The sequence below is a fragment of the Rhodoblastus sp. 17X3 genome (assembly GCF_030056575.1).
Classification (GTDB): Bacteria; Pseudomonadota; Alphaproteobacteria; order Rhizobiales; family Beijerinckiaceae; genus Rhodoblastus.
The window spans coordinates 224821-241907 of record NZ_JASHHX010000003.1 but is presented as its reverse complement, the minus strand read 5'-3'; the positions used below and the strand labels follow the sequence as shown (position 1 = coordinate 241907).

General features: G+C 65.5%; 18 protein-coding genes. 10 read left to right on the top strand and 8 right to left on the bottom strand.

Translation table 11 applies throughout. The features are described from left to right. Positions 1-55: 55 nt before the first annotated feature. The 3 genes from QM467_RS05415 to QM467_RS05405 all read left to right on the top strand — a co-directional run bounded on the left by QM467_RS05415 (position 56) and on the right by QM467_RS05405 (position 2682). On the top strand, positions 56-550 hold the full coding sequence (locus tag QM467_RS05415; RefSeq protein WP_283365277.1) for a hypothetical protein: 495 nt from the start codon (positions 56-58) through the stop codon (positions 548-550). A gap of 361 nt (positions 551-911) precedes the next feature. Further along, entirely contained in the window at positions 912-1463 is a 552-nt protein-coding gene (locus tag QM467_RS05410; protein WP_283365276.1) for a hypothetical protein, read from the top strand. A 103-nt stretch (positions 1464-1566) separates the two neighbouring features. Further along, a complete protein-coding gene (locus tag QM467_RS05405; protein WP_283365275.1) occupies positions 1567-2682 on the top strand; it encodes a branched-chain amino acid ABC transporter substrate-binding protein in 1116 nt (371 codons plus the stop codon). Positions 2683-2780: 98 nt separating this feature from the next. Here the strand turns inward: QM467_RS05405 and QM467_RS05400 are convergent, their stop codons facing one another. Next, positions 2781-3512: a cytochrome c biogenesis CcdA family protein gene (locus QM467_RS05400; RefSeq protein ID WP_283365274.1), complete on the bottom strand. Its 732-nt coding sequence runs from the start codon at positions 3510-3512 to the stop codon at positions 2781-2783. A gap of 114 nt (positions 3513-3626) precedes the next feature. On the opposite strand from QM467_RS05400, the gene QM467_RS05395 reads away from it, so the two are divergent. From QM467_RS05395 to QM467_RS05385, 3 genes are all read left to right on the top strand, one after another. Continuing rightward, positions 3627-4625 carry a P1 family peptidase gene (locus QM467_RS05395; RefSeq protein WP_283365273.1) on the top strand — a complete coding sequence of 333 codons (999 nt, stop codon included), beginning with the start codon at positions 3627-3629 and terminating at the stop codon, positions 4623-4625. A gap of 89 nt (positions 4626-4714) precedes the next feature. Beyond that, a complete protein-coding gene (locus QM467_RS05390) occupies positions 4715-5713 on the top strand; it encodes a sigma-70 family RNA polymerase sigma factor (RefSeq protein WP_283365272.1) in 999 nt (332 codons plus the stop codon). Continuing rightward, positions 5710-6369, top strand: coding sequence for a ChrR family anti-sigma-E factor (locus QM467_RS05385; protein ID WP_283365271.1), 660 nt, complete (start codon positions 5710-5712; stop codon positions 6367-6369). The genes QM467_RS05390 and QM467_RS05385 overlap by 4 nt, the downstream gene beginning before the upstream one ends. A 22-nt stretch (positions 6370-6391) precedes the next feature. Here QM467_RS05385 and QM467_RS05380 read toward each other — a convergent pair whose 3' ends face one another. The 4 genes from QM467_RS05380 to QM467_RS05365 are packed head-to-tail and all read right to left on the bottom strand — an operon-like array spanning position 6392 to position 10185. Further along, positions 6392-6787, bottom strand: coding sequence for a DUF2177 family protein (locus tag QM467_RS05380; protein ID WP_283365270.1), 396 nt, complete (start codon positions 6785-6787; stop codon positions 6392-6394). Next, a complete protein-coding gene (locus QM467_RS05375) occupies positions 6784-8028 on the bottom strand; it encodes an SAM-dependent methyltransferase (protein ID WP_283365269.1) in 1245 nt (414 codons plus the stop codon). Before QM467_RS05375 ends, QM467_RS05380 begins: the two co-directional genes overlap by 4 nt. Then, positions 8015-8836, bottom strand: coding sequence for a DUF1365 domain-containing protein (locus QM467_RS05370; RefSeq protein ID WP_283365268.1), 822 nt, complete (start codon positions 8834-8836; stop codon positions 8015-8017). Before QM467_RS05370 ends, QM467_RS05375 begins: the two co-directional genes overlap by 14 nt. Continuing rightward, positions 8833-10185, bottom strand: a complete 1353-nt coding sequence (locus QM467_RS05365) for an NAD(P)/FAD-dependent oxidoreductase (protein ID WP_283365267.1) — start codon at positions 10183-10185, stop codon at positions 8833-8835. Before QM467_RS05365 ends, QM467_RS05370 begins: the two co-directional genes overlap by 4 nt. Before the next feature lie 122 nt (positions 10186-10307). Here QM467_RS05365 and QM467_RS05360 point away from each other — a divergent pair, with 122 nt between their 5' ends. After that, positions 10308-11108 (top strand): DUF1295 domain-containing protein, encoded by an 801-nt coding sequence (locus tag QM467_RS05360; protein ID WP_283365330.1) that lies wholly within the window; start codon positions 10308-10310, stop codon positions 11106-11108. Positions 11109-11174: 66 nt separating this feature from the next. After that, complete coding sequence (locus QM467_RS05355; RefSeq protein WP_283365266.1) at positions 11175-12209, top strand: AI-2E family transporter; 1035 nt, start codon at positions 11175-11177, stop codon at positions 12207-12209. Positions 12210-12216: 7 nt separating this feature from the next. Here the strand turns inward: QM467_RS05355 and QM467_RS05350 are convergent, their stop codons facing one another. Beyond that, complete coding sequence (locus tag QM467_RS05350; protein ID WP_283365265.1) at positions 12217-13971, bottom strand: metallophosphoesterase family protein; 1755 nt, start codon at positions 13969-13971, stop codon at positions 12217-12219. 272 nt (positions 13972-14243) lie between these two features. On the opposite strand from QM467_RS05350, the gene QM467_RS19905 reads away from it, so the two are divergent. Together QM467_RS19905 and QM467_RS05340 are read left to right on the top strand one after the other, a co-directional pair. Continuing rightward, positions 14244-14675 (top strand): HlyD family secretion protein, encoded by a 432-nt coding sequence (locus QM467_RS19905; protein WP_446737736.1) that lies wholly within the window; start codon positions 14244-14246, stop codon positions 14673-14675. Beyond that, positions 14615-14920, top strand: a complete 306-nt coding sequence (locus QM467_RS05340) for a hypothetical protein (protein WP_342395097.1) — start codon at positions 14615-14617, stop codon at positions 14918-14920. Before QM467_RS19905 ends, QM467_RS05340 begins: the two co-directional genes overlap by 61 nt. A 25-nt stretch (positions 14921-14945) precedes the next feature. Here QM467_RS05340 and QM467_RS05335 read toward each other — a convergent pair whose 3' ends face one another. Together QM467_RS05335 and QM467_RS05330 are read right to left on the bottom strand one after the other, a co-directional pair. Then, positions 14946-15974, bottom strand: a complete 1029-nt coding sequence (locus QM467_RS05335; RefSeq protein WP_446737735.1) for an Lnb N-terminal periplasmic domain-containing protein — start codon at positions 15972-15974, stop codon at positions 14946-14948. Between the two features lie 187 nt (positions 15975-16161). Next, positions 16162-17070, bottom strand: a complete 909-nt coding sequence (locus QM467_RS05330) for an ACP S-malonyltransferase (protein WP_283365263.1) — start codon at positions 17068-17070, stop codon at positions 16162-16164. Positions 17071-17087 lie beyond the last annotated feature (17 nt).

Below are 17087 nucleotides of genomic sequence, written 5' to 3'. Positions count from 1 at the left end.
CCACGACGTCGAGCGCTATATTCGAAAAAGGTGGAATTCTTGAAGGAGACGTCAGATGCTCCGGTTTTTCATTGTCCTGCTCGCGACCTCTCTGGCCGGCGGCCATCTCGCAAGAGCCGAGGCTGCGCCCCTTTCGCCATCGGGTCTGCGCCCCGACCAACCAATCCCGATTATACAGGTCGACTTTTACTCAACCTATCCATATCGCCATCATGACTGGCGCGGCTGGCGGCGCTATCCACCGGGTTATGGCGCCGAAACGGGCCCTGCGGTTGTCGGCGTCCTCGTTGGTGGCCTGCTGACCAATCCCTGCTTCTCCGGCGGCTGCTATTATGACCCTCGCGACGCCTGTTATCCGGGTCACTCCTGCAGCGGAAGCTGGGGCGGCCCAACGGCGGCTGACGAGCATGCCATCCTGGACGCCTACCAGGCCATTTCCCGGCAGGCCGCCAGAGCGGCGGTTTCCTCTGTCATGATCGAACCTGGAAGCCGGGCGGCGCCTCATGTGGCGCGCAAGCAGCGCCATGCTCACGACCAGAAGCAGCCTTAAGCATAGGCTTTGAAAATCCTGCCCGCGCGGAGGCTCCGCCGGCGCTGCGAATTGCGGCGATTTTCCTGGCGGCCACTTTCCTTTCCGGCGCAGCCCAGGCCCAAATAAAGCAATATCTCTGGATCTCGAAAAAACGCCTCAAATTTGCGGTCGTATTACCGCTTCGGCGCAATTCCGCCGAGGGGACTGGCGCCGCGATGGCGCCGTTATTACATTTTTTGGGAACGTTGAGCGCTTTACGCGCATTGAGTAGCAGCAACTCGCTCCGACGACGTTTCCCGATGCCTATTCCGTGCGAAACGTCATTCAATGTTCCAGCATGATGCTGCAACGGACGAGTTCGATCGGGAGGGCGCCGAAAATGCCCAGAATTTTCGCAAGCATACTCGCTATATCCTTGGCGTTGGGCAATTTTGCTGGCGATCCGGTCATCGCCGCGCCATTGGGATTGCCGAAACCTGCCTTCGACTCTTCGCCGGTGGGAATCGAGAGGGTGGCCTACTACTATCACCACCACTATCGCCATCACCATTATCGCCACTATTATCGTCACCATCACTATTATCGACATCATCGGTATTATTATGGAAGCAACGCAGCGGCAGCGGCGATGTTCGGCGCGGTCGCAGCTGGCATATTGAGCAACGGTTGCTATTACGGTGACTGCGGCTATTACGGTTATGGCGGCTATGGCGGATACCCTGTCTACGGCTATGGCGGCTATGGCGGCTATCGCGGTTACGGCGGTTATGGCGGTTATGGCGGTTATGGCGGCCGTTGGCGCCACGGCGGCTACTATGGGGGACGGGGTTTCGGCGGCTTTCACGGCGGTGGGTTCCACGGCGGCGGCTTTCACGGCGGTGGGTTCCATGGCGGTGGCTTCCATGGCGGCGGCGGCCATGCCCATCGCTGAACGTCGAGACGCTTTGTTTGCGCCAAGCCCGCAAAATCGATCGACAACCTGATTGACCGCCGGCAAGATTGGCCCCGATCAACAATGGCGTCGGAGCCGATTCATGCGAAGAAATTTGGGGGCCATCTGCCTGGCCGCAGTGCTTTTGTCGGGCGCCGCCCAGGCCCAGATCAAGATGGGCGTCGGCGCGCCGGTAACCGGCCCGGACGCGGCCTTCGGCCTGCAACTCAAAAATGGCGCGGAACAAGCCGTGGCCGACATCAACGCCTCGGGCGGCATTTTGGGGCAGAAGGTCACGATCGAAAGCGGGGACGACGCCGCCGACGCCAAGCAGGGCCGCTCGGTCGCCAATCAGTTCGTCGGCGACGGCGTGACCTTCGTCGTCGGCCATTTCAACTCGTCCGTCACCATGCCGGCCTCCGACGCCTATAACGAGGCTGGCGTGCTCCAGATCACCCCCGGCTCGACCAATCCGCAAATTACCGAGCGCGGCTATCCCATGCTGTTCCGCACCTGCGGGCGTGACGACCAGCAAGGCGCGGTGGCGGCCGCCTATCTCGTCGCCCACGCCAAGGGCAAGAAGATCGCCATCCTTCACGACAAATCGACCTATGGCAAAGGCCTCGCCGACGAGACGCGCAAGGCGCTCGCCGCCGCCGGCGTCCATGAGGTCATGTATGAAGGCCTGAACAAGGGCGAGAAGGATTTCTCCGGCATCGTCTCCAAGCTCAAGTCCGTGGACGCCGACATCGTGTTTTTCGGCGGCGTCCATACCGAGGGCGGGCTGCTGGTGCGCCAGATGCGCGATCAGGGCGTGAAGGCCGTGCTGATGGGCGGCGACGGCATCGCCAGCCAGGAATTCGCGGCCATTGCGGGGCCGGGCGTCGAAGGCACGTTGATGACCTTCCCGCCGGACCCGCGCCTGCGCCCGGAAGCGGCCGCCGTGGTCAAGGAATTCGAGGCGAAGAACTACAATCCGGAAACCTATACGCTCTACAGCTATGCCGCGGTGCAGGCCATCAAGCAGGGCATTGAAAAGGCCAAGTCGACCGATCCTGTGGCGGTGGCCAAGGTCCTGCACGAGGGCGGCCCGTTCTCGACGGTCGTCGGCGACCTGTCCTTCGACGGCAAGGGCGACGTCACCCGCGCCGACTATGTCGTCTATGAATGGCGTAAAGGCCCGGACGGCAAAATCAGCTATGTCCAGCTTGACAAATAAGCTGAGCTTTTATGGTTAACAAACTGTTCAAGCAGGAAAACAAGGCTGAATCATAACACGAAGGGGTCGGCAGCGCCGGCCCCTTCCCTTTTGTTCGCTCAGCCCAGCGTGGCGAGGCCGGGAAAGGTCTGGAGCAGCCAGAAGCTGACATTCTGGATGCCGCCGGTGAGGAACATCACGCCGGTGATCACCAGCAGCACGCCGACGATGCGCTCGACCTTGCCGAAATGGGCCTTGAACCGCTTCAGGAAATGGATGAACGGCTCCATCGCCAGCGCCGCCAGCAGGAACGGCAGGCCGAGCCCGAAGGAATAGACCGCGAGCAGTCCGGCGCCGCGCGCCACCGTATCCTCGGACGAGGCCACGGCGAGGATGGCGGCGAGGATCGGCCCGATGCAGGGCGTCCAGCCGAAGGCGAAGGCCAGGCCCATGACATAGGCGCCCCAGAGGCCGATCGGCTTTTCGACGCTGACCCGCTTTTCGCGGTACATCAGGCTGAGCTGGAACACGCCAAGGAAGTGCAGGCCCATGCCGATAATGGCGAGTCCCGCCAGCGTCGTGAGCAGCGGCAGATAGGCGCGCACGGTCTGGCCGAGCGCGGAGGCGGTCGCGCCGAGCAGCACGAAAACGGTGGAAAAGCCAAGCACGAACAGAATCGCCGCGATCAGGGTGTCGCGGCGCGCGCGCCGCTCGCCGCCCTCGACCAGCTCTTCCAGCCCCGCGCCCGCGATGAAGGTGAGATAGGGCGGGACCAGCGGCAGGACGCAGGGGCTGAGAAAGGACAGCAGTCCGGCCAGGGCCGCCGCCGACAGGGTCACATTGCTGCTCATGCATCATTCCTGGCGTCGCGCCGGCGCATTTTTCCGGCGCCGCGCGATAGTTCTGTCAGATATCTGCTTATACGATAAAATTCATGCGGCATTTCAAGCCCGGAAAATTTGTTCGTGCGCAACCTCATCACCGACGTCGCCGGCCTGAAGGTCGGCTCCGCCCATGATCCCCTGCTGGCCTCGGGCGTCACGGCGCTCGTCTTCGACGCGCCCGCAACGGCCTCCATCGCGATTTCCGGCGGCGCGCCGGGCCTGCGCGACGCGGCTTTGCTCGAAGCCGACATGACGGTGCAGCAGATCGACGCTCTGGTCCTGTCAGGCGGCTCAGCCTTCGGGCTCGATTCGGTCGGCGGCGTGCAGGCCGCCCTGCGCGAGAGCGGACGTGGCTTCGACGTTGCGGGCCAGCTCGTGCCGATCGCGCCCGGCGCCATATTGTTCGACCTCGCCAATGGCGGCGACAAGAGCTTTTGGCGCGAGCCGGCCTATTGGCGGCTCGGCCATGCCGCTGCGCAGGCGGCGGCGCTGGATTTCCGGCTTGGCAGCCATGGCGCGGGCCATGGCGCGACCGTCGTCGACCTCAAGGGCGGACTCGGCTCGGCCAGCGGCCAGACTTCTGACGGCTTCCGGGTCGGGGCTTTGGTCGCCGTCAACGCCGTGGGACAGGCGACCATTGGCGAGACAGGCCATTTCTGGGCCGCGCCCTTTGAGCGCGACGGCGAATTCGGCGGGCTTGGCTGGCCGGCGCCCCTGCCGGCCAACGCCCTGGCGCTGAAGATGAAAGGCGCCGCGCCGCAAAACACCAATATCGCGATTGTCGCGACCGACGCCGCCCTCACCAAGGCCGAGGCCAAGCGCGTGGCGGTCATGGCGCAGGACGGATTGGCGCGGGCGCTGCGGCCCGTCCATGCGGCCATGGACGGCGACGTGGTCTTTTCGGCGGCCACGGGGCGCGCCGAAGGCCCGGTCGACGCCATTGCGCTGACGCGAATCGGGGCCGTCGCCGCCGATTGCCTCGCCCGCGCGGTCGCGCGCGCAGTGTTCGAGGCGGAGCCCCTGCCCTTCGCCAACTCCCTGCCGAGCTGGCGCCAGAAATTCGGCCCGCGCGGGACGTGAAAAAGCATAGGCCCAGTTGAACCATAGCCGCGTTCGCCACGTAACAGCGCCAGGGACCTGCAAAGGCCGCAGTCGGACGGGTGCGCGAAATGGACGAACTGGCTCAGGGCGTGGACGGCGAATCCCTCAGATTTAAACTCGATGACGCGCATGCCCCGCTGTCACGCCCGGCCCGGGCCGAGGCGGAGGCGGCGGTGGCCGTGTTGCTGGCCTGGGCGGGCGACGACCCCGCGCTTTTCCGGGCGCTTCCGCGACGATCCGCCGGAACAGGCCCGCTTCTTTACGCTGGCGCGCGGAAGATGAGCGCGGTTCTCTCCCAGATCGGCGCGCTTTTTGCGCCCGTGGCGCTGGATCTTGGCGCGTCCATGGCGCTGGACCTGGGCGCGCCCATGGCGCTGGACCTGGGCAGTCGATTGGCGATAATGCCTTCCCTTAAACGCCGGGGCGTTCCATTCGGGCCTTCGCCGCGCGCGAAACCGGCAGGTTCGAAAGAAGGCGACGCAATTCGGGTGCAGTCGGACAGCGCGAATATTGCGGCTCCCACCGCAGAGACGCTCAATTCATGGCTGCAGGCGGTGGCCGAAAGCCAGGACCGCGACGCCTTCGCGCGGCTGCATGTCTATTTCGCCCCGCGCCTGACGGCGTGGCTCAGCCGCTCCGGCCTCTCTCCCGTCCAGATCGAGGACATCGTCCAGGAGACAATGATTGCGATCTGGCGCAAGGCCGGCCTTTACAACGCCAAATATGGCGGCGTCTCGACCTGGGTTTTTGTCATCGCGCGCAATTTGCGCGTCGATTTCCAGCGTCGCAAGGCCAATCGCGTGGCCCAACCGCTGGAAGATTGGGACCCGATCGACGACAGCCCCGGCGGCGAGGAAAACCTGCTGACCGCCGAACGCGAAAGCAAGGTGCGGGAAGCTCTGGGAAAATTGACGCGCGATCAGGCGCTGGTGCTGGAGCAGGCCTATTTCGCCGACAAGCCGCAGTCCGCGATCGCGCGCGATCTGGGCATCCCGCTCGGCACGGTGAAGTCCCGCATGCGCCTCGCGCTCGCCCGCCTCAGGACTCTGCTGGAGGAAAAGCCGTGAGCCCGCGCCAGCACCCCAGCGACGAAACCCTGCTCCGCCACGCCGCCGGCACGCTGGGCGCGGGCCTGCGGCTTGTCGTCGACGTCCATCTCGAGTCGTGTCCGTGTTGCCGCGAGCAGGTCCGCCTGTTCGAGGCCGCGGGCGGCGCGCTGCTGGAAGGCTTGGCGCCGGCGCCGGTTTCGCCGGTTCTGCTGGAAAAGATTTTCGCCCGCATCGATGCGAAAGCCGCCGCGCCGCAATGGTCGCGCGCCGCGCCGTGCGCGCCGGTTCTCGACAATGGCTTCGCCTTGCCCGCCGCCATGGCGGACTGCGAGATCGGTCCCTGGCGTTTCGTCCATCCCAAATTGCGCTGGGCGCGCGTCCGCCTGCCCGACGCTCCGCGAGAACGCGTGATCCTGCTGAAGATCGCGCCCGGCCACGCCACGCCGGCCCATGGCCACGGCGGGTTGGAGCTGACCCAGGTTCTGTACGGCGCCTTCGCCAGCGCGCATGGCCTTTACGGCCCCGGCGACCTGGAAGAAGCAGACGAAGATGTGAAGGATCACGAGCCCCGCGTGACCGAGGACGGCGAATGCCTGTGCCTCGCGGCGGTCGAGTCGCCGCTGCGCATCAAGTCCCTGCTGGGACGTTTGTTCCAGCCACTGATGGGGATCTGATCCCGCGAGCGCCGGCGGGTTTTCAAGAGAGCCGTCCGGCGAGGTAACCGGCCAGAGCGGCGAGTCCGGTCAGGAAACAGCCCCAGGCCATGTCCACCAAGGTCAGGGACAGCGGCCAGCTCTTCAGCGTGGCCTGATTGGTCAGGTCATAGACGCCATAGCCGATCAGGCCGAGCAACAGGCCATGTGTCGCCGCCACCTTCCAGCTTTGCGCCGCCAGCGCCGGGTTGACGGCGAAAAACACGATTCCGAACGCATAGAGCAGGTAAAAGACGACTGCCGGCCCGAGCCGAAAGCCGTCCATGGCCAACCCGCCCATCGCCGGGCGGTAGAAGGAATCGCCCATGCGGCCGAGCCAGACGAAATCAATGCCGGTGAAGACGACGAGGGTCGCGATATAGACCGCGATGATTTTCATGACTCCGCTCCCGGCTTTTCGAGGAGATAAAAGCCGACATCGGTCGCCTGTTCGCGGAACCCCGCCTCGCAATAGCAAAGGTAATAGGTCCACAGGCGAAAGAATTTCCCGTCGAAGCCCAGAGCTGCGATCTCATCCTTGCGCGCGGTGAAACGCCGGCGCCATTCGTCCAGCGTCTTCGCATAGGAGAGGCCGAAATATTCGGCCTTGGCCAGCCGCAGCCCGGCGGCTTCGGCCTGATCTCGCATGATGGTCTTGGTTGGCAGAAAGCCGCCGGGGAAGATATGGCGCTGGATGAAATCCGGCCGGGCGCGATAATCTTCAAAGCGCGGCTCGTCGATCGTGATCGCCTGGATCAGCGCCTTGCCGCCCGGCTTCAGCACCTGCGCGATCTTGCCGAAATAGGCGGGCCAATAGGCCTCGCCGACGGCTTCGATCATTTCGATCGACACCACGCGGTCATAGGCGCCCTGCGTGTCGCGGTAGTCTTCGAGGCGCAGCGACACCCTCTTGTCCAGGCCTTCCCGCGCGATGCGTTCGCGCGCGAGTTCGAGCTGCGCGGGCGAAAGCGTCAGGCCGGTGACGCTTTCCGCGCCCCCCTGCGCCAGATGCAGCGCGAGCGCGCCCCAGCCGAAGCCGATTTCCAGAATCGTCTCGCCGCCGCGCAGGTCGAGCAAAGCGGCGGCGCGCGCCAGCTTGTTGCGCTGCGCCTGTTCGAGACCGCCGGTCGCCTCGTCCCAGAGCGCGGACGAATAGAACATGGTCGGATCGAGCCAGAGGCGGAAGAAATCATTGCCCAGATCGTAATGGCTCATGATGTTGCGGCGGCTGCCGCGCCGGGAATTGGCGCGCCGCCAATGCCGCAGCTTGTTGACCAGCCGGTGCGCCGGGCCGCCCGCGACAAGCGCGCCCAAAGCAGCCGAATTGGCGGCGGCGAGTCGGATCAGCGCCACGAGATCTGGACTGGTCCATTCGCCCGCGATGAAGCCGTCGGAAAAGCCGATGTCGCCGCGCAACAGCAAGCGGCGCAGGGCGCGCCATGCCCGAATGTCGATCGCGGCCTCAGGCCCGGCCGCCGCGCCCGCCGCCTCCAGAATTGCGCCGGAGGGAAGCCGCACCGTCAAGCGGCCCGCAACCATGCGGTCGAGCAGGCGGCGCAAGGCCAGAGCATAGGGATGGGCGATTCTTTTTCCGCGCGGCGCGGCGGCGATGTTCGCGGTCGGGGCTTCAATGCTGGTCATGGGCGGGAACTCGGTGCTGCGGGACGGGGCGCGGCGCGCCGGCTTGGACAATGGTGAGGAATTGCTCGGGCGGCGGCGGCTTGGCGCGCAGGCCGACGCCCTTGCGCCACAGCTTCAGAGCCTCCCAATGGATGCCGCCCACCACCCGCAAGGTCAGCAGCGGAATGGAGAAGAACAGGCGCAGCAGATTGGCGTCGTTCAGCTCCAACCGCCGGGCGCGATAATGCGCTGTCAGCAGCAGGCCCGCGGGGTCCGAGACGTCGATGGCGAGGCTCAGGTTTTCGTCGGGCGCGCGCAGGCGGAAGCCATAGTCCAGCTCCATGTTCATGAAGGGCGAGACATGGAGTTGCTTGCGGCAGGCCTGCCTGACCTCGCCTTCTTCCGCGTCCTCGACGGGGATCATGTAGGCGTGGCGCTCGCCAAACGTATTGTCCACCTCATAGAGAAGCGCCGCGAGTTCGCCCGAGCAACGGCAGCAATAATAGACGCTGATCGGATTGAAGGCCCAGCCGAGCAGGCGCGGCATGGTGAGCAGGAAAATCCTGCCGCCGTCCGGCTCGACGCCCCCGGCGCGCATGGCGGCCTCCACCTGTTCACGCAGCGGGCGGCCTGAGCCGTCGCCGCGATCGCGCCGATGGAAAGAGAACAGATTGAAGCGGTCGAGCGAGAACCAGCGCAGGCGCGAGTCGAACTCCTCCAGCCGGTCGAGATCGAGCAGCAGCGAATAGATGCGGTAGGCGAGGCGATGGACGCGCGGCCGCAGCCGGTGATGCGTCACCAAGCCTGAATAGAGTGCGGGCGCCATCATGGGGCCAGCGCCTTCTCGCGAGCCTGCGGCGCGGCGCCGATAAAGATCCGGCCGCTCTCCTGCGCCACGCGCCATGGCCTTTTGCCGCCGCCCAATTGCTCGGCCACGGCGAGGCCCGCCTGCAAGCCGTCCTCGTGAAAGCCGGAGCCGAAATAGGCGCCGCAATACCAGATCCGGTCCACGCCCTGCAGTGACCACAATTGCCTTTGCGCCTTCATCGCGGCCCCGTCGAATTGCGGATGGCGATAGTTTTGGCGCAAATGCGTCTTGGCGGCGTCAGGCCGCCGCGGCGGATTGAGCGTGACAAAAAGCTCCGGCGTTGACCCAAGCGGCTGTAGCGCGTTCATCCAGTAAGTGACGGCCAGTTCGGTTTCGCCGCCACCCTCGGCGAGATAGTTCCACGCCGCCCAGGCCGCCTTGCGGCGCGGCATCAGGCTGGCGTCGGAATGGAGGAAGGCCTCGTTGTCGGCGTAGCGGAACGCGCCGAGTATGCGCCGCTCCGCTTCGCTCGGGCGCTCCAGCATGGCGAGCGCGGCGTCGGCATGGGCGGCGATCACCACGGCGTCGAAGCGATCGACCCCGCCAGTCGCATCCCGCACTTCGACGCCGTCCGCCAGCCGCGACACCCGGGCGACCGGGGCGCAGAGCCGAATGTCCGGAATGTTTTCAGCAAGGCGCCGCACATAGGCGCGGGAGCCGCCGCGCACAGTGCGCCAGACCGGACGCCCTACAATCTTCAGAAGTCCGTGATTGTCGCAGAAGCGGACGAAGGAAGCGGCGGGATAGGCGCCCACCTCGGCGGCGGGCGTGGACCAGATCGCCGCCGCCATCGGGTAGAGATGGTCGCGGACGAAAGCCGCGCCATAGCCGCCGCGCGCCAGATATTCGTCAAGGCTGATGCCGCCCATGCGCGGCAGGTCGCGCGGGGCTTCGCGATAGAAGCGCAGCAGGTCGCGGATCATCGACCAGAAACGCGGCTTGAACACATTTGCGGGCTGGGCGAACAAGCCGCGAAAATCCTTGCCCGCATATTCATAGGCGCCGCCGTCCAGCGAAACCGCGAAGGACATCTCTGCCGGCGCCGTTTCGACGCCGATATGGGCGAAAAGCGCGGTGAGATTGGGATAGGTCGGCTCATTATAGACGATGAAGCCGGTATCCACGGCGATATTGCGCCCGCCCAGCGCCAGTTCGCAGGTGTTGGCGTGGCCGCCCAGACGGCGCTCCGCCTCATAAAGCACGACGTCATGATCGCGCGACAAGGCCCAGGCGCAGGAAAGCCCGGAGACGCCGGCCCCGAGCACCGCAAGCCTTTGAGGGAGCGGTCCGGGAGAGATTGATCGATCCATTGCAAGTCCAGAGGTGAGGGGGCGGACAGGAATTCTACGCGTCGGGCGGCGCGGCGGTTCACCGGCGCGATCCAAAAGCTTCGGCATGACGTTAAAAGGGGCGAAGGAGGCAGGTTTTGCTCATGTTTTACGGCCTGACGGCGGTCGCCACGCTCAACCTCGCCATGGCCTTGGCATGGCTGGTCAGGATGCGCACGGGCCGCAGCGGCTGGATCGACACGATTTGGTCAGCGGCGACCGGACTGGTCGCCGCTATTCTCGCCTTGGCGCCCTGCTCCGGGGCGGCTCCTTGCGGCCGCGGCGCGCTGGCCGCCGGGCTGGTCGCGGTCTGGTCGGCGCGGCTCGCAGGCCATATCTTCTCGCGGACGCGCGGCGCCGGCGACGATCCGCGCTATGCCGCGCTGGCGCAGGAATGGGGCGCGGATTTTCCACGCCGGCTGTTCGCCTTTCTGCAAATTCAGGCGGCGGCGGCCTTGCCTCTGGTCGGCGCGGTCGCTTTGGCCGCCCGTGCGCCGCGCCCCTTTCCTGATGTCTTCGATCTCGCCGGGGTCGTTGTCGCGGCGACGGCGCTCTGCGGCGAGGCGCTGGCCGATTCGCAACTGAGCCAATTCCGCCGCGCCGCGCCTGCGAGGGGGATCTGCGAGATCGGCCTGTGGAAATATTCGCGCCATCCCAATTATTTTTTCGAGTTCCTGTTCTGGTGCGCCTGGCCCTTGCTCGCGCTCGATTTCTCGGGCGCTTTTCCGCAAGGCCTGCTCGCCCTGGCCGCCCCGGCTTTCATCTATTGGCTGCTGGTTCACGTCAGCGGCGTCCCCCCGCTGGAGAAGCACCTGCGCGCCTCGCGCGGCGCCGCTTTCGAGGCCTATACGCGGCGCGTCAACGTCTTCTTCCCCGGCCCGCGACGAAATTCCCCCGACGGTTGAGTTGACGCGAAAAGCGGCTTAACTCTGGGCCGGACCACGCAAGGCTCAAGGCCGGAAAGCCGTTTCATGACTCAAGATCGCGCGGCGACCGCGTCGCTTCTTCTCGCCGCAATGGTGATCCTCCTCGCGGCGGCTTTTTTCGCCCGGCCCATCCTCGCCCCCGTCACCTTCGCCATTTTCATCGTCGCCGTCGTCTGGCCGATCCAGGGCGCGATGCAGCGGCGGGTCCCGAAGCTGCTGGCGATGGTCGTCACCCTGCTCTCGACGCTCGCGGCGATTTCAATTCTCGGCTATCTCGTGGTCTGGGCCTTTGGCCATGTCGCGCAATGGCTGCTCAATAATACCGCGCGCTTCCAGGCGCTTTACGGTCAGGCCGTCACCTGGCTCGAAACGCATGGCCTCGCCGTTCAGCCGCTGATGGCGACCAGTTTCAGTCCGGCCTGGATCACCGGCGCCGTGCGAGAAATCGGCGGACAGGGCTATGGCCTGCTGTCCTTCGTCGTCATCGCCTTCGCCTTCACGGTGCTGGGCCTGCTCGAAGTCGATCTCGCCCACCACAATATCCAGCGCCTCGAAAACGCGCGCCTGCGCGAATCCCTGCTGACCCCGGCGAAGGAAATCTCCGCAAAATTCCAGAAATACATGCTGGTCCGCAGTACGATGAGCGCGTTGACGGGCGCCGTCGTCTGGGTTTTTGCTCTGGCCGCCGGCATCGAACTGGCCACCGCCTGGGGCGTGATCGCCTTCGTCCTGAACTATATTCCCTTCATCGGGCCTCTGGTCGCGACCGTGTTCCCGTCCCTCTTCGCCCTGGCGCAATTCGAGTCGTGGAATCTCGCGCTGGTGGTCTTCGCCTGCCTGAACGCCATCCAGTTCTTCATCGGCAGCTATCTCGAACCGCGCATTGCGGGCGCCCGCCTGTCGCTCTCGCCCTTCATGGTCCTGTTCGCGGTGTTTTTCTGGAGCTTTCTGTGGGGCATCGCAGGGGCGTTCATCGGCGTGCCGATCCTGATCGCGGTTCTCACCATCTGCGGCGAGCACGAGCCATCGAAATGGATCGCGATCCTTTTGTCGGGCGGCGATCGAAACAAGGCGACCTGACGCTGTGTCAGGCTTGCGCCTTCGGCAGGCCGGCGAGGACGATTTTTTGGGGCTGCAACAGCTTGAGCCGCCGGTCTGGCCCGATGGCCAGACGATGCACGTAGAAACAGGTGTCGTCCCGGTCCTTCGCGTCCATGACCGGCGACGGGGCCGAGACGAGCCGCAGCCCGGCGCATTCCCCAACCCAATCGATGTGGCGATGGCCGTGCATCGCCACGACGCGGCCCGCGAGCGGCCGCAACCGCCGGACGAACCAGTTGCCATTGACGAGAGCGGTCCCGATACGCTCGGAAAGCGCCTTGGCTGGGCGCGGATATTCGACGAGATGGTGATGCAGCGCGACGACCCAACAGGTCGTCGGATAAAGGGCCATGACCTTCTCCAGCGCGCGGACCTGCTCCATCGAGACCATGCCCAGCGCGTTGGTGAAGGAAAAATGCGTGTCGGCGCTGGAGTTGAGCAGGATCATCCCGAGGCCATCCTCCCGGTCCGGCGCAACCACCAGCGGAAAGGCCTTGGCCCAAAGGTCGGACAGGTCCTGCGAGAACCACGGCTTTCCGGAATCGACGAAGGAACTCATCAAATCCGCGAAGGGCGCCAGAGCCGTCGCAAGGCTGCCGCCCAATCGCCCCGCCGCCTCATCGACGACCCGGACGCGCTCGCCGTGGAGCGTGGCCATGGCGGACAGGACGCGCAATTTGCGCAATTTCTTGTTGGGGCTCGTCGGCAGGTCCAGCCGCGCCGGATTGGCGCGATCGACAATATTCAGATCGTGATTGCCCGGCGCCATCACGATCAAATCGGCGATGGCGGGATGGCGCGCGACAATGTCGAGAAACTCGGCCCATTCCGTGGAAAGGCCAGCGTCGGTCACATCGCCGGTGATCAGGATCGCGTGGAGCGGATCGGCGGCGTGAAGGGCCTCCAGCCGGATGAAGGCCTGATCCAGCCGCTCGTTGCCGCGCGGGCCCGAGCGGCCGCTTTCGATGCGAAAGCCGTAATTCTCCCCGACGACATGGATATCCGACAGATGCGCGACACGCCAGACCGCGCCCGAAGTCGCTCCGTCGCGCGGCTCTTCGTCGAAGCGCTCCAGATCGTGCGGCTGGTCCATTGTCGCATCGGCGATCGCCCAGGCCAGCGCCGCCACGGCGACATAGGCGCTCACCAGCACGGCGCTGTTGGCCAACGCGGCCCGCGCCAGCCGCCACGGGGCGTGCAGAATGGCGATATCGCTCACGATGAGCGTCGATGGCCACGCCGCGGCCAGCACCCAGAGCGAAATCGCGCAGATCGCGAAGCCCGACACCAAAGCGGCTGCGGCGCGCAATTTCGCGAGGTGGGCGCTGTCGGGCGCGAACCGCCCTTCGAACAGCTGGCGCATCGCTTCCCGGCAGGCCGCGTAAATGGGCTGGACGGCGAGCGCGTTCAGCGCCCAAAAATTTCTCTCGGCCAAACGAAACAGGCGGCGGGAGCTGAAAAGCGCAACGGCGAGCAGCACGGCGAGAACCGCCGCGGACCACAGCCCCGCCTGAAAGGCCTCGACCCTGTCGAAAAAGGCGCTGAGCCAGATCGAGGCGACAACCGGCGCCATTCCGAGCAGCAGGCCGGGGAGCAGGATCAGCAGCACCCAGGTCACCGCCAGTTTCGGCAGGCTGATCTCCGTCAGCAGGGTGCCGGCGAGCGACAGCAGCGAACGGCTCTTGGTGCTGGACGCGTCATTCTCGATATCGCCAAGACGAGGATCTATGATGGGCTTCAAGAGCCGCCTCCAAAACTGCGCCCGAAAATGCGCCCGAGAGCGCGGACGGCGACCATAGACCTAGGCTTGGCTGGCCGCCAGAGCGGCGCTCAGGCTGCGGCGTTGACGCTCATCATTCTCGGAATGGCGTTTTTGCGCCTCTCGTTCTACGAGGAGGCTGCAACCAGCAGATCGCCATCGCCGAGCGGCGGGTCGCCCGTTATGAAATCCTGATCAAGACCCAGTCCGCGGCGCAGGCGACGCTGGACGAGGCCCGCCTCGCGCTGCAGGGCATGCGCGAACGCCGCGCCGACGTCGAGAAAGTCAAGCGCGAGCCGGAGCCGCTGGTCGCGCCGGTCGATGGAATCATCGCCTCGGCCAACGCCATGGCCGGCCAGATCGCGGAGGCCAATGCGGTCATCTTCCAGATCGTCGATCCGCAGCGCCTGTGGGTCGAAGCGCTGGCTTTCGATCCCGAAACCTATGCCGGCAAGGGCGTCGCGCGGAAGCCTCCGACGCCGCTCCGGCTCGGGCCGCCGCCGAAATTCCGATCTAGTGAAACAAAACGAAGGAGCCAATCCAATGAAACGCTCCCTTCTCGCTTTTACTTTGCTGCTGTCCGCCGCGCCCGCCTGTTTCGCCCATGCGCCGAAAATCGGCGAGCATGGCGGCCCCCAAGGCCGACGCAGGCTCCTTCCATGTCGAAGTCGTCGTCAAGGACATGACGATGGACGTCTATCTCAACGACCATTCGGCCAAGCCGATGGCTTCGGCGGGGTTCAAGGGCGTGGCCATATTCAAGGCGGCGGACGGCAAGCCGGTCCGCATCCCCCTCGCGCCCGCCAGCGACAACAAGCTCACCGGAGTCGCGCCGTCGCCGCTGCACGCCGAGCTGGAAGGCGCCGTACAGATCACCACGCAGACCGGCGGCGCGGTTCAGGGCAAATTCGGCGGCGAGCACGAGCACTGACCACCTCGCGCAGCGCAGGTTTTGATCAGCGGGCGGCATTCGCGGCGGGCGACGGCACGCCCTCGCGGATGAGTTTCGAAAAATCCGGCGAACCATCAACCTCGCGAGCGCGCGGGCTGATGCGGGAGCGCGCGCGCAGTTCCTCAAGCGAGATGCCGGTGTCGACCGCGCCGTGATCGTAAAGATAGCCCGGCAGGAAGCCATTGACGATCAGGCGCCAGTCGAGCGGCATGTGTCCGCCGGCGGCGCGGATCAGCTTCACGACCGCCGTCGTGCAATTGGTCACGATCGAATTATAGAATCGCGGCCTCGCAGCGAGATCGTTGGATTCCTCGACATATTGCAGCATGATGGCGCGGGCGATGGCGGGCGGCGTGCGCAGACGGTAGAGCTGGACGTCCTCCTCCCTGATATTCGAGCGCAGCCGAACGACATCGCGCTCTTCCGACGCGATGATCACCAGCGGACTGTTCCTGAAAAGATCCGCGATGGGCGCGAATTCGCCGCCCTTCAGGCTGCGGACCTCGATCGACCAGGCGAGATAACGCCCGTCCTCGAAGCCAAAGCTCATGATGACATGGGCCATTTCCGGCCCCGCCCAATAGGCCAGAAACAGATCGAGATAGCGCAGCTTCGACAGGTCGTAGGACTCGGTCACCCAGCGTTCCTTGAACTCCGTGCGGCTGCTCCAATCGAAGTCGCGGACGTTGGTAAGCGTCAGGATGTCCCCGTCGACCACGCCCGTCACCTGACGGGCGACGTCCGGCGACCAGTTCCCGGTCTCCGGCGGCTTGATCGTGCCCCACCAGATCAGAACGGCGCCAAAAGCCGCAGCAAACAGGCCGAGCGACCGCAGGCGGCGTCCGGAAAACAGCCGGACGATCGTCGCGAGCGCGAGGAGGCCGAAGGCGCCTGCCGCAATGGCCCTGACCCATTCCGGCCCTGGCGTGCGGAACCAGAGCGCGAGCGAAGCCCATACGCCGACCGGAAAGATGACGAACAGGGCGACCAGGCCCCAGACAAAAACCGCGGCCTTCCGACTCGGATTTCCCAACTCAAGAACCTCGCTCGAGGGAGGCAATCGGGCGCTCTCGCCCAATTGCAGATTCGGCGAAGCTTAGCTTGAGAGAGAGAGAACTGGCAAAGCCTTCCCCGCGCCAGAGTCGAACGAGCCTTGCCCGTCCGAACCTATTTGGCGGTCAAGGTCTGTTCTAGCCTCTCCTGTTCGGCGGGCGCGGCCTCTAGGCGATTTGACGCGACACCCAGTCCAGCACGCCGTCAAGACTGTTGAATTCCGCGACCGAACGCGCCGGCATATCCGGCATTCGGTCGCGCGCCATGCGCGACAGCCCGGCGCCGGGGCCGAGTTCAAGCAGGACCGTGCAGCCTCTTTCGCGCAAGCCATCGAGGCAGGCGGCCCAGTCGATCGTTTCCGCCAATTGGGCTGCCAAAGCCTCCCGCGCCGGCCCCGGAGCGAAAACGGGCGCGCCGCTGATCCCCGCCAGCACGGGCGCCGACGGCCTTTTCCATTCCGCTTGATCGAGCGCAAGACCGAAGGGCGCGACGGCGGTCTGCATCAGGCTGGTGTGCGACGGAATATGGATCGCCAGCGGCGTGGCCTTCGCGCCGCGCGCCTGCGCTTCCTCGCCGCAGGCGGCGACCGCCGCCGGGGCGCCGCCGACGACGAGCCTGTCGTCGGCGTTGACGATGGCGATTTCGACGCCATGCCGGTCGCAGAGCGCGCGAACCGTCGCGCGGTCCAGACCGCGCAACGCCAGCATGGCGCCGCCTCCCCGAAAGGCTTCGTCCATCAATTTGGCCCGCCGCCGGGCCAGCGCGACGACATCCTGCGGCGAAAGCGCGCCCGCGCAACCATAGGCCGCCAGTTCGCCAACGCTATAGCCCGCGAGTGCGTGGACCTGCGGCAGCCTGTCGCCGATCGCCGCCCAGACCGCGAGTTGAAAGGCGCAGACCAAAGGCTGCGCGACGACATTGACCTGCATCTCTTCGGCGGTGAGCGCGAAGGGGTCGCATCCGGTTTCGCGCACGAAAATGTCCCAGATCGGCTGGGCCTCGCCGCATCGCGCGAGAACGCCGAACATGCCAGGCGACTGGTCTCCCTGTCCGGGACACAGCAGGCCAAGGCTCACGGGATAAGGCTCATGGG

Coding starts and splice junctions, on each gene's coding strand:
- QM467_RS05415 (WP_283365277.1), top strand. CDS start 56: ATGCTCCGGTTTTTCATTGTCCTGCTCGCGACCTCTCTGGCCGGCGGC.
- QM467_RS05410 (WP_283365276.1), top strand. CDS start 912: ATGCCCAGAATTTTCGCAAGCATACTCGCTATATCCTTGGCGTTGGGC.
- QM467_RS05405 (WP_283365275.1), top strand. CDS start 1,567: ATGCGAAGAAATTTGGGGGCCATCTGCCTGGCCGCAGTGCTTTTGTCG.
- QM467_RS05400 (WP_283365274.1), bottom strand. CDS start 3,512: ATGAGCAGCAATGTGACCCTGTCGGCGGCGGCCCTGGCCGGACTGCTG.
- QM467_RS05390 (WP_283365272.1), top strand. CDS start 4,715: ATGGACGAACTGGCTCAGGGCGTGGACGGCGAATCCCTCAGATTTAAA.
- QM467_RS05380 (WP_283365270.1), bottom strand. CDS start 6,787: ATGAAAATCATCGCGGTCTATATCGCGACCCTCGTCGTCTTCACCGGC.
- QM467_RS05375 (WP_283365269.1), bottom strand. CDS start 8,028: ATGACCAGCATTGAAGCCCCGACCGCGAACATCGCCGCCGCGCCGCGC.
- QM467_RS05370 (WP_283365268.1), bottom strand. CDS start 8,836: ATGATGGCGCCCGCACTCTATTCAGGCTTGGTGACGCATCACCGGCTG.
- QM467_RS05365 (WP_283365267.1), bottom strand. CDS start 10,185: ATGGATCGATCAATCTCTCCCGGACCGCTCCCTCAAAGGCTTGCGGTG.
- QM467_RS05360 (WP_283365330.1), top strand. CDS start 10,308: ATGTTTTACGGCCTGACGGCGGTCGCCACGCTCAACCTCGCCATGGCC.
- QM467_RS05355 (WP_283365266.1), top strand. CDS start 11,175: ATGACTCAAGATCGCGCGGCGACCGCGTCGCTTCTTCTCGCCGCAATG.
- QM467_RS19905 (WP_446737736.1), top strand. CDS start 14,244: ATGCGCGAACGCCGCGCCGACGTCGAGAAAGTCAAGCGCGAGCCGGAG.
- QM467_RS05340 (WP_342395097.1), top strand. CDS start 14,615: ATGGCGGCCCCCAAGGCCGACGCAGGCTCCTTCCATGTCGAAGTCGTC.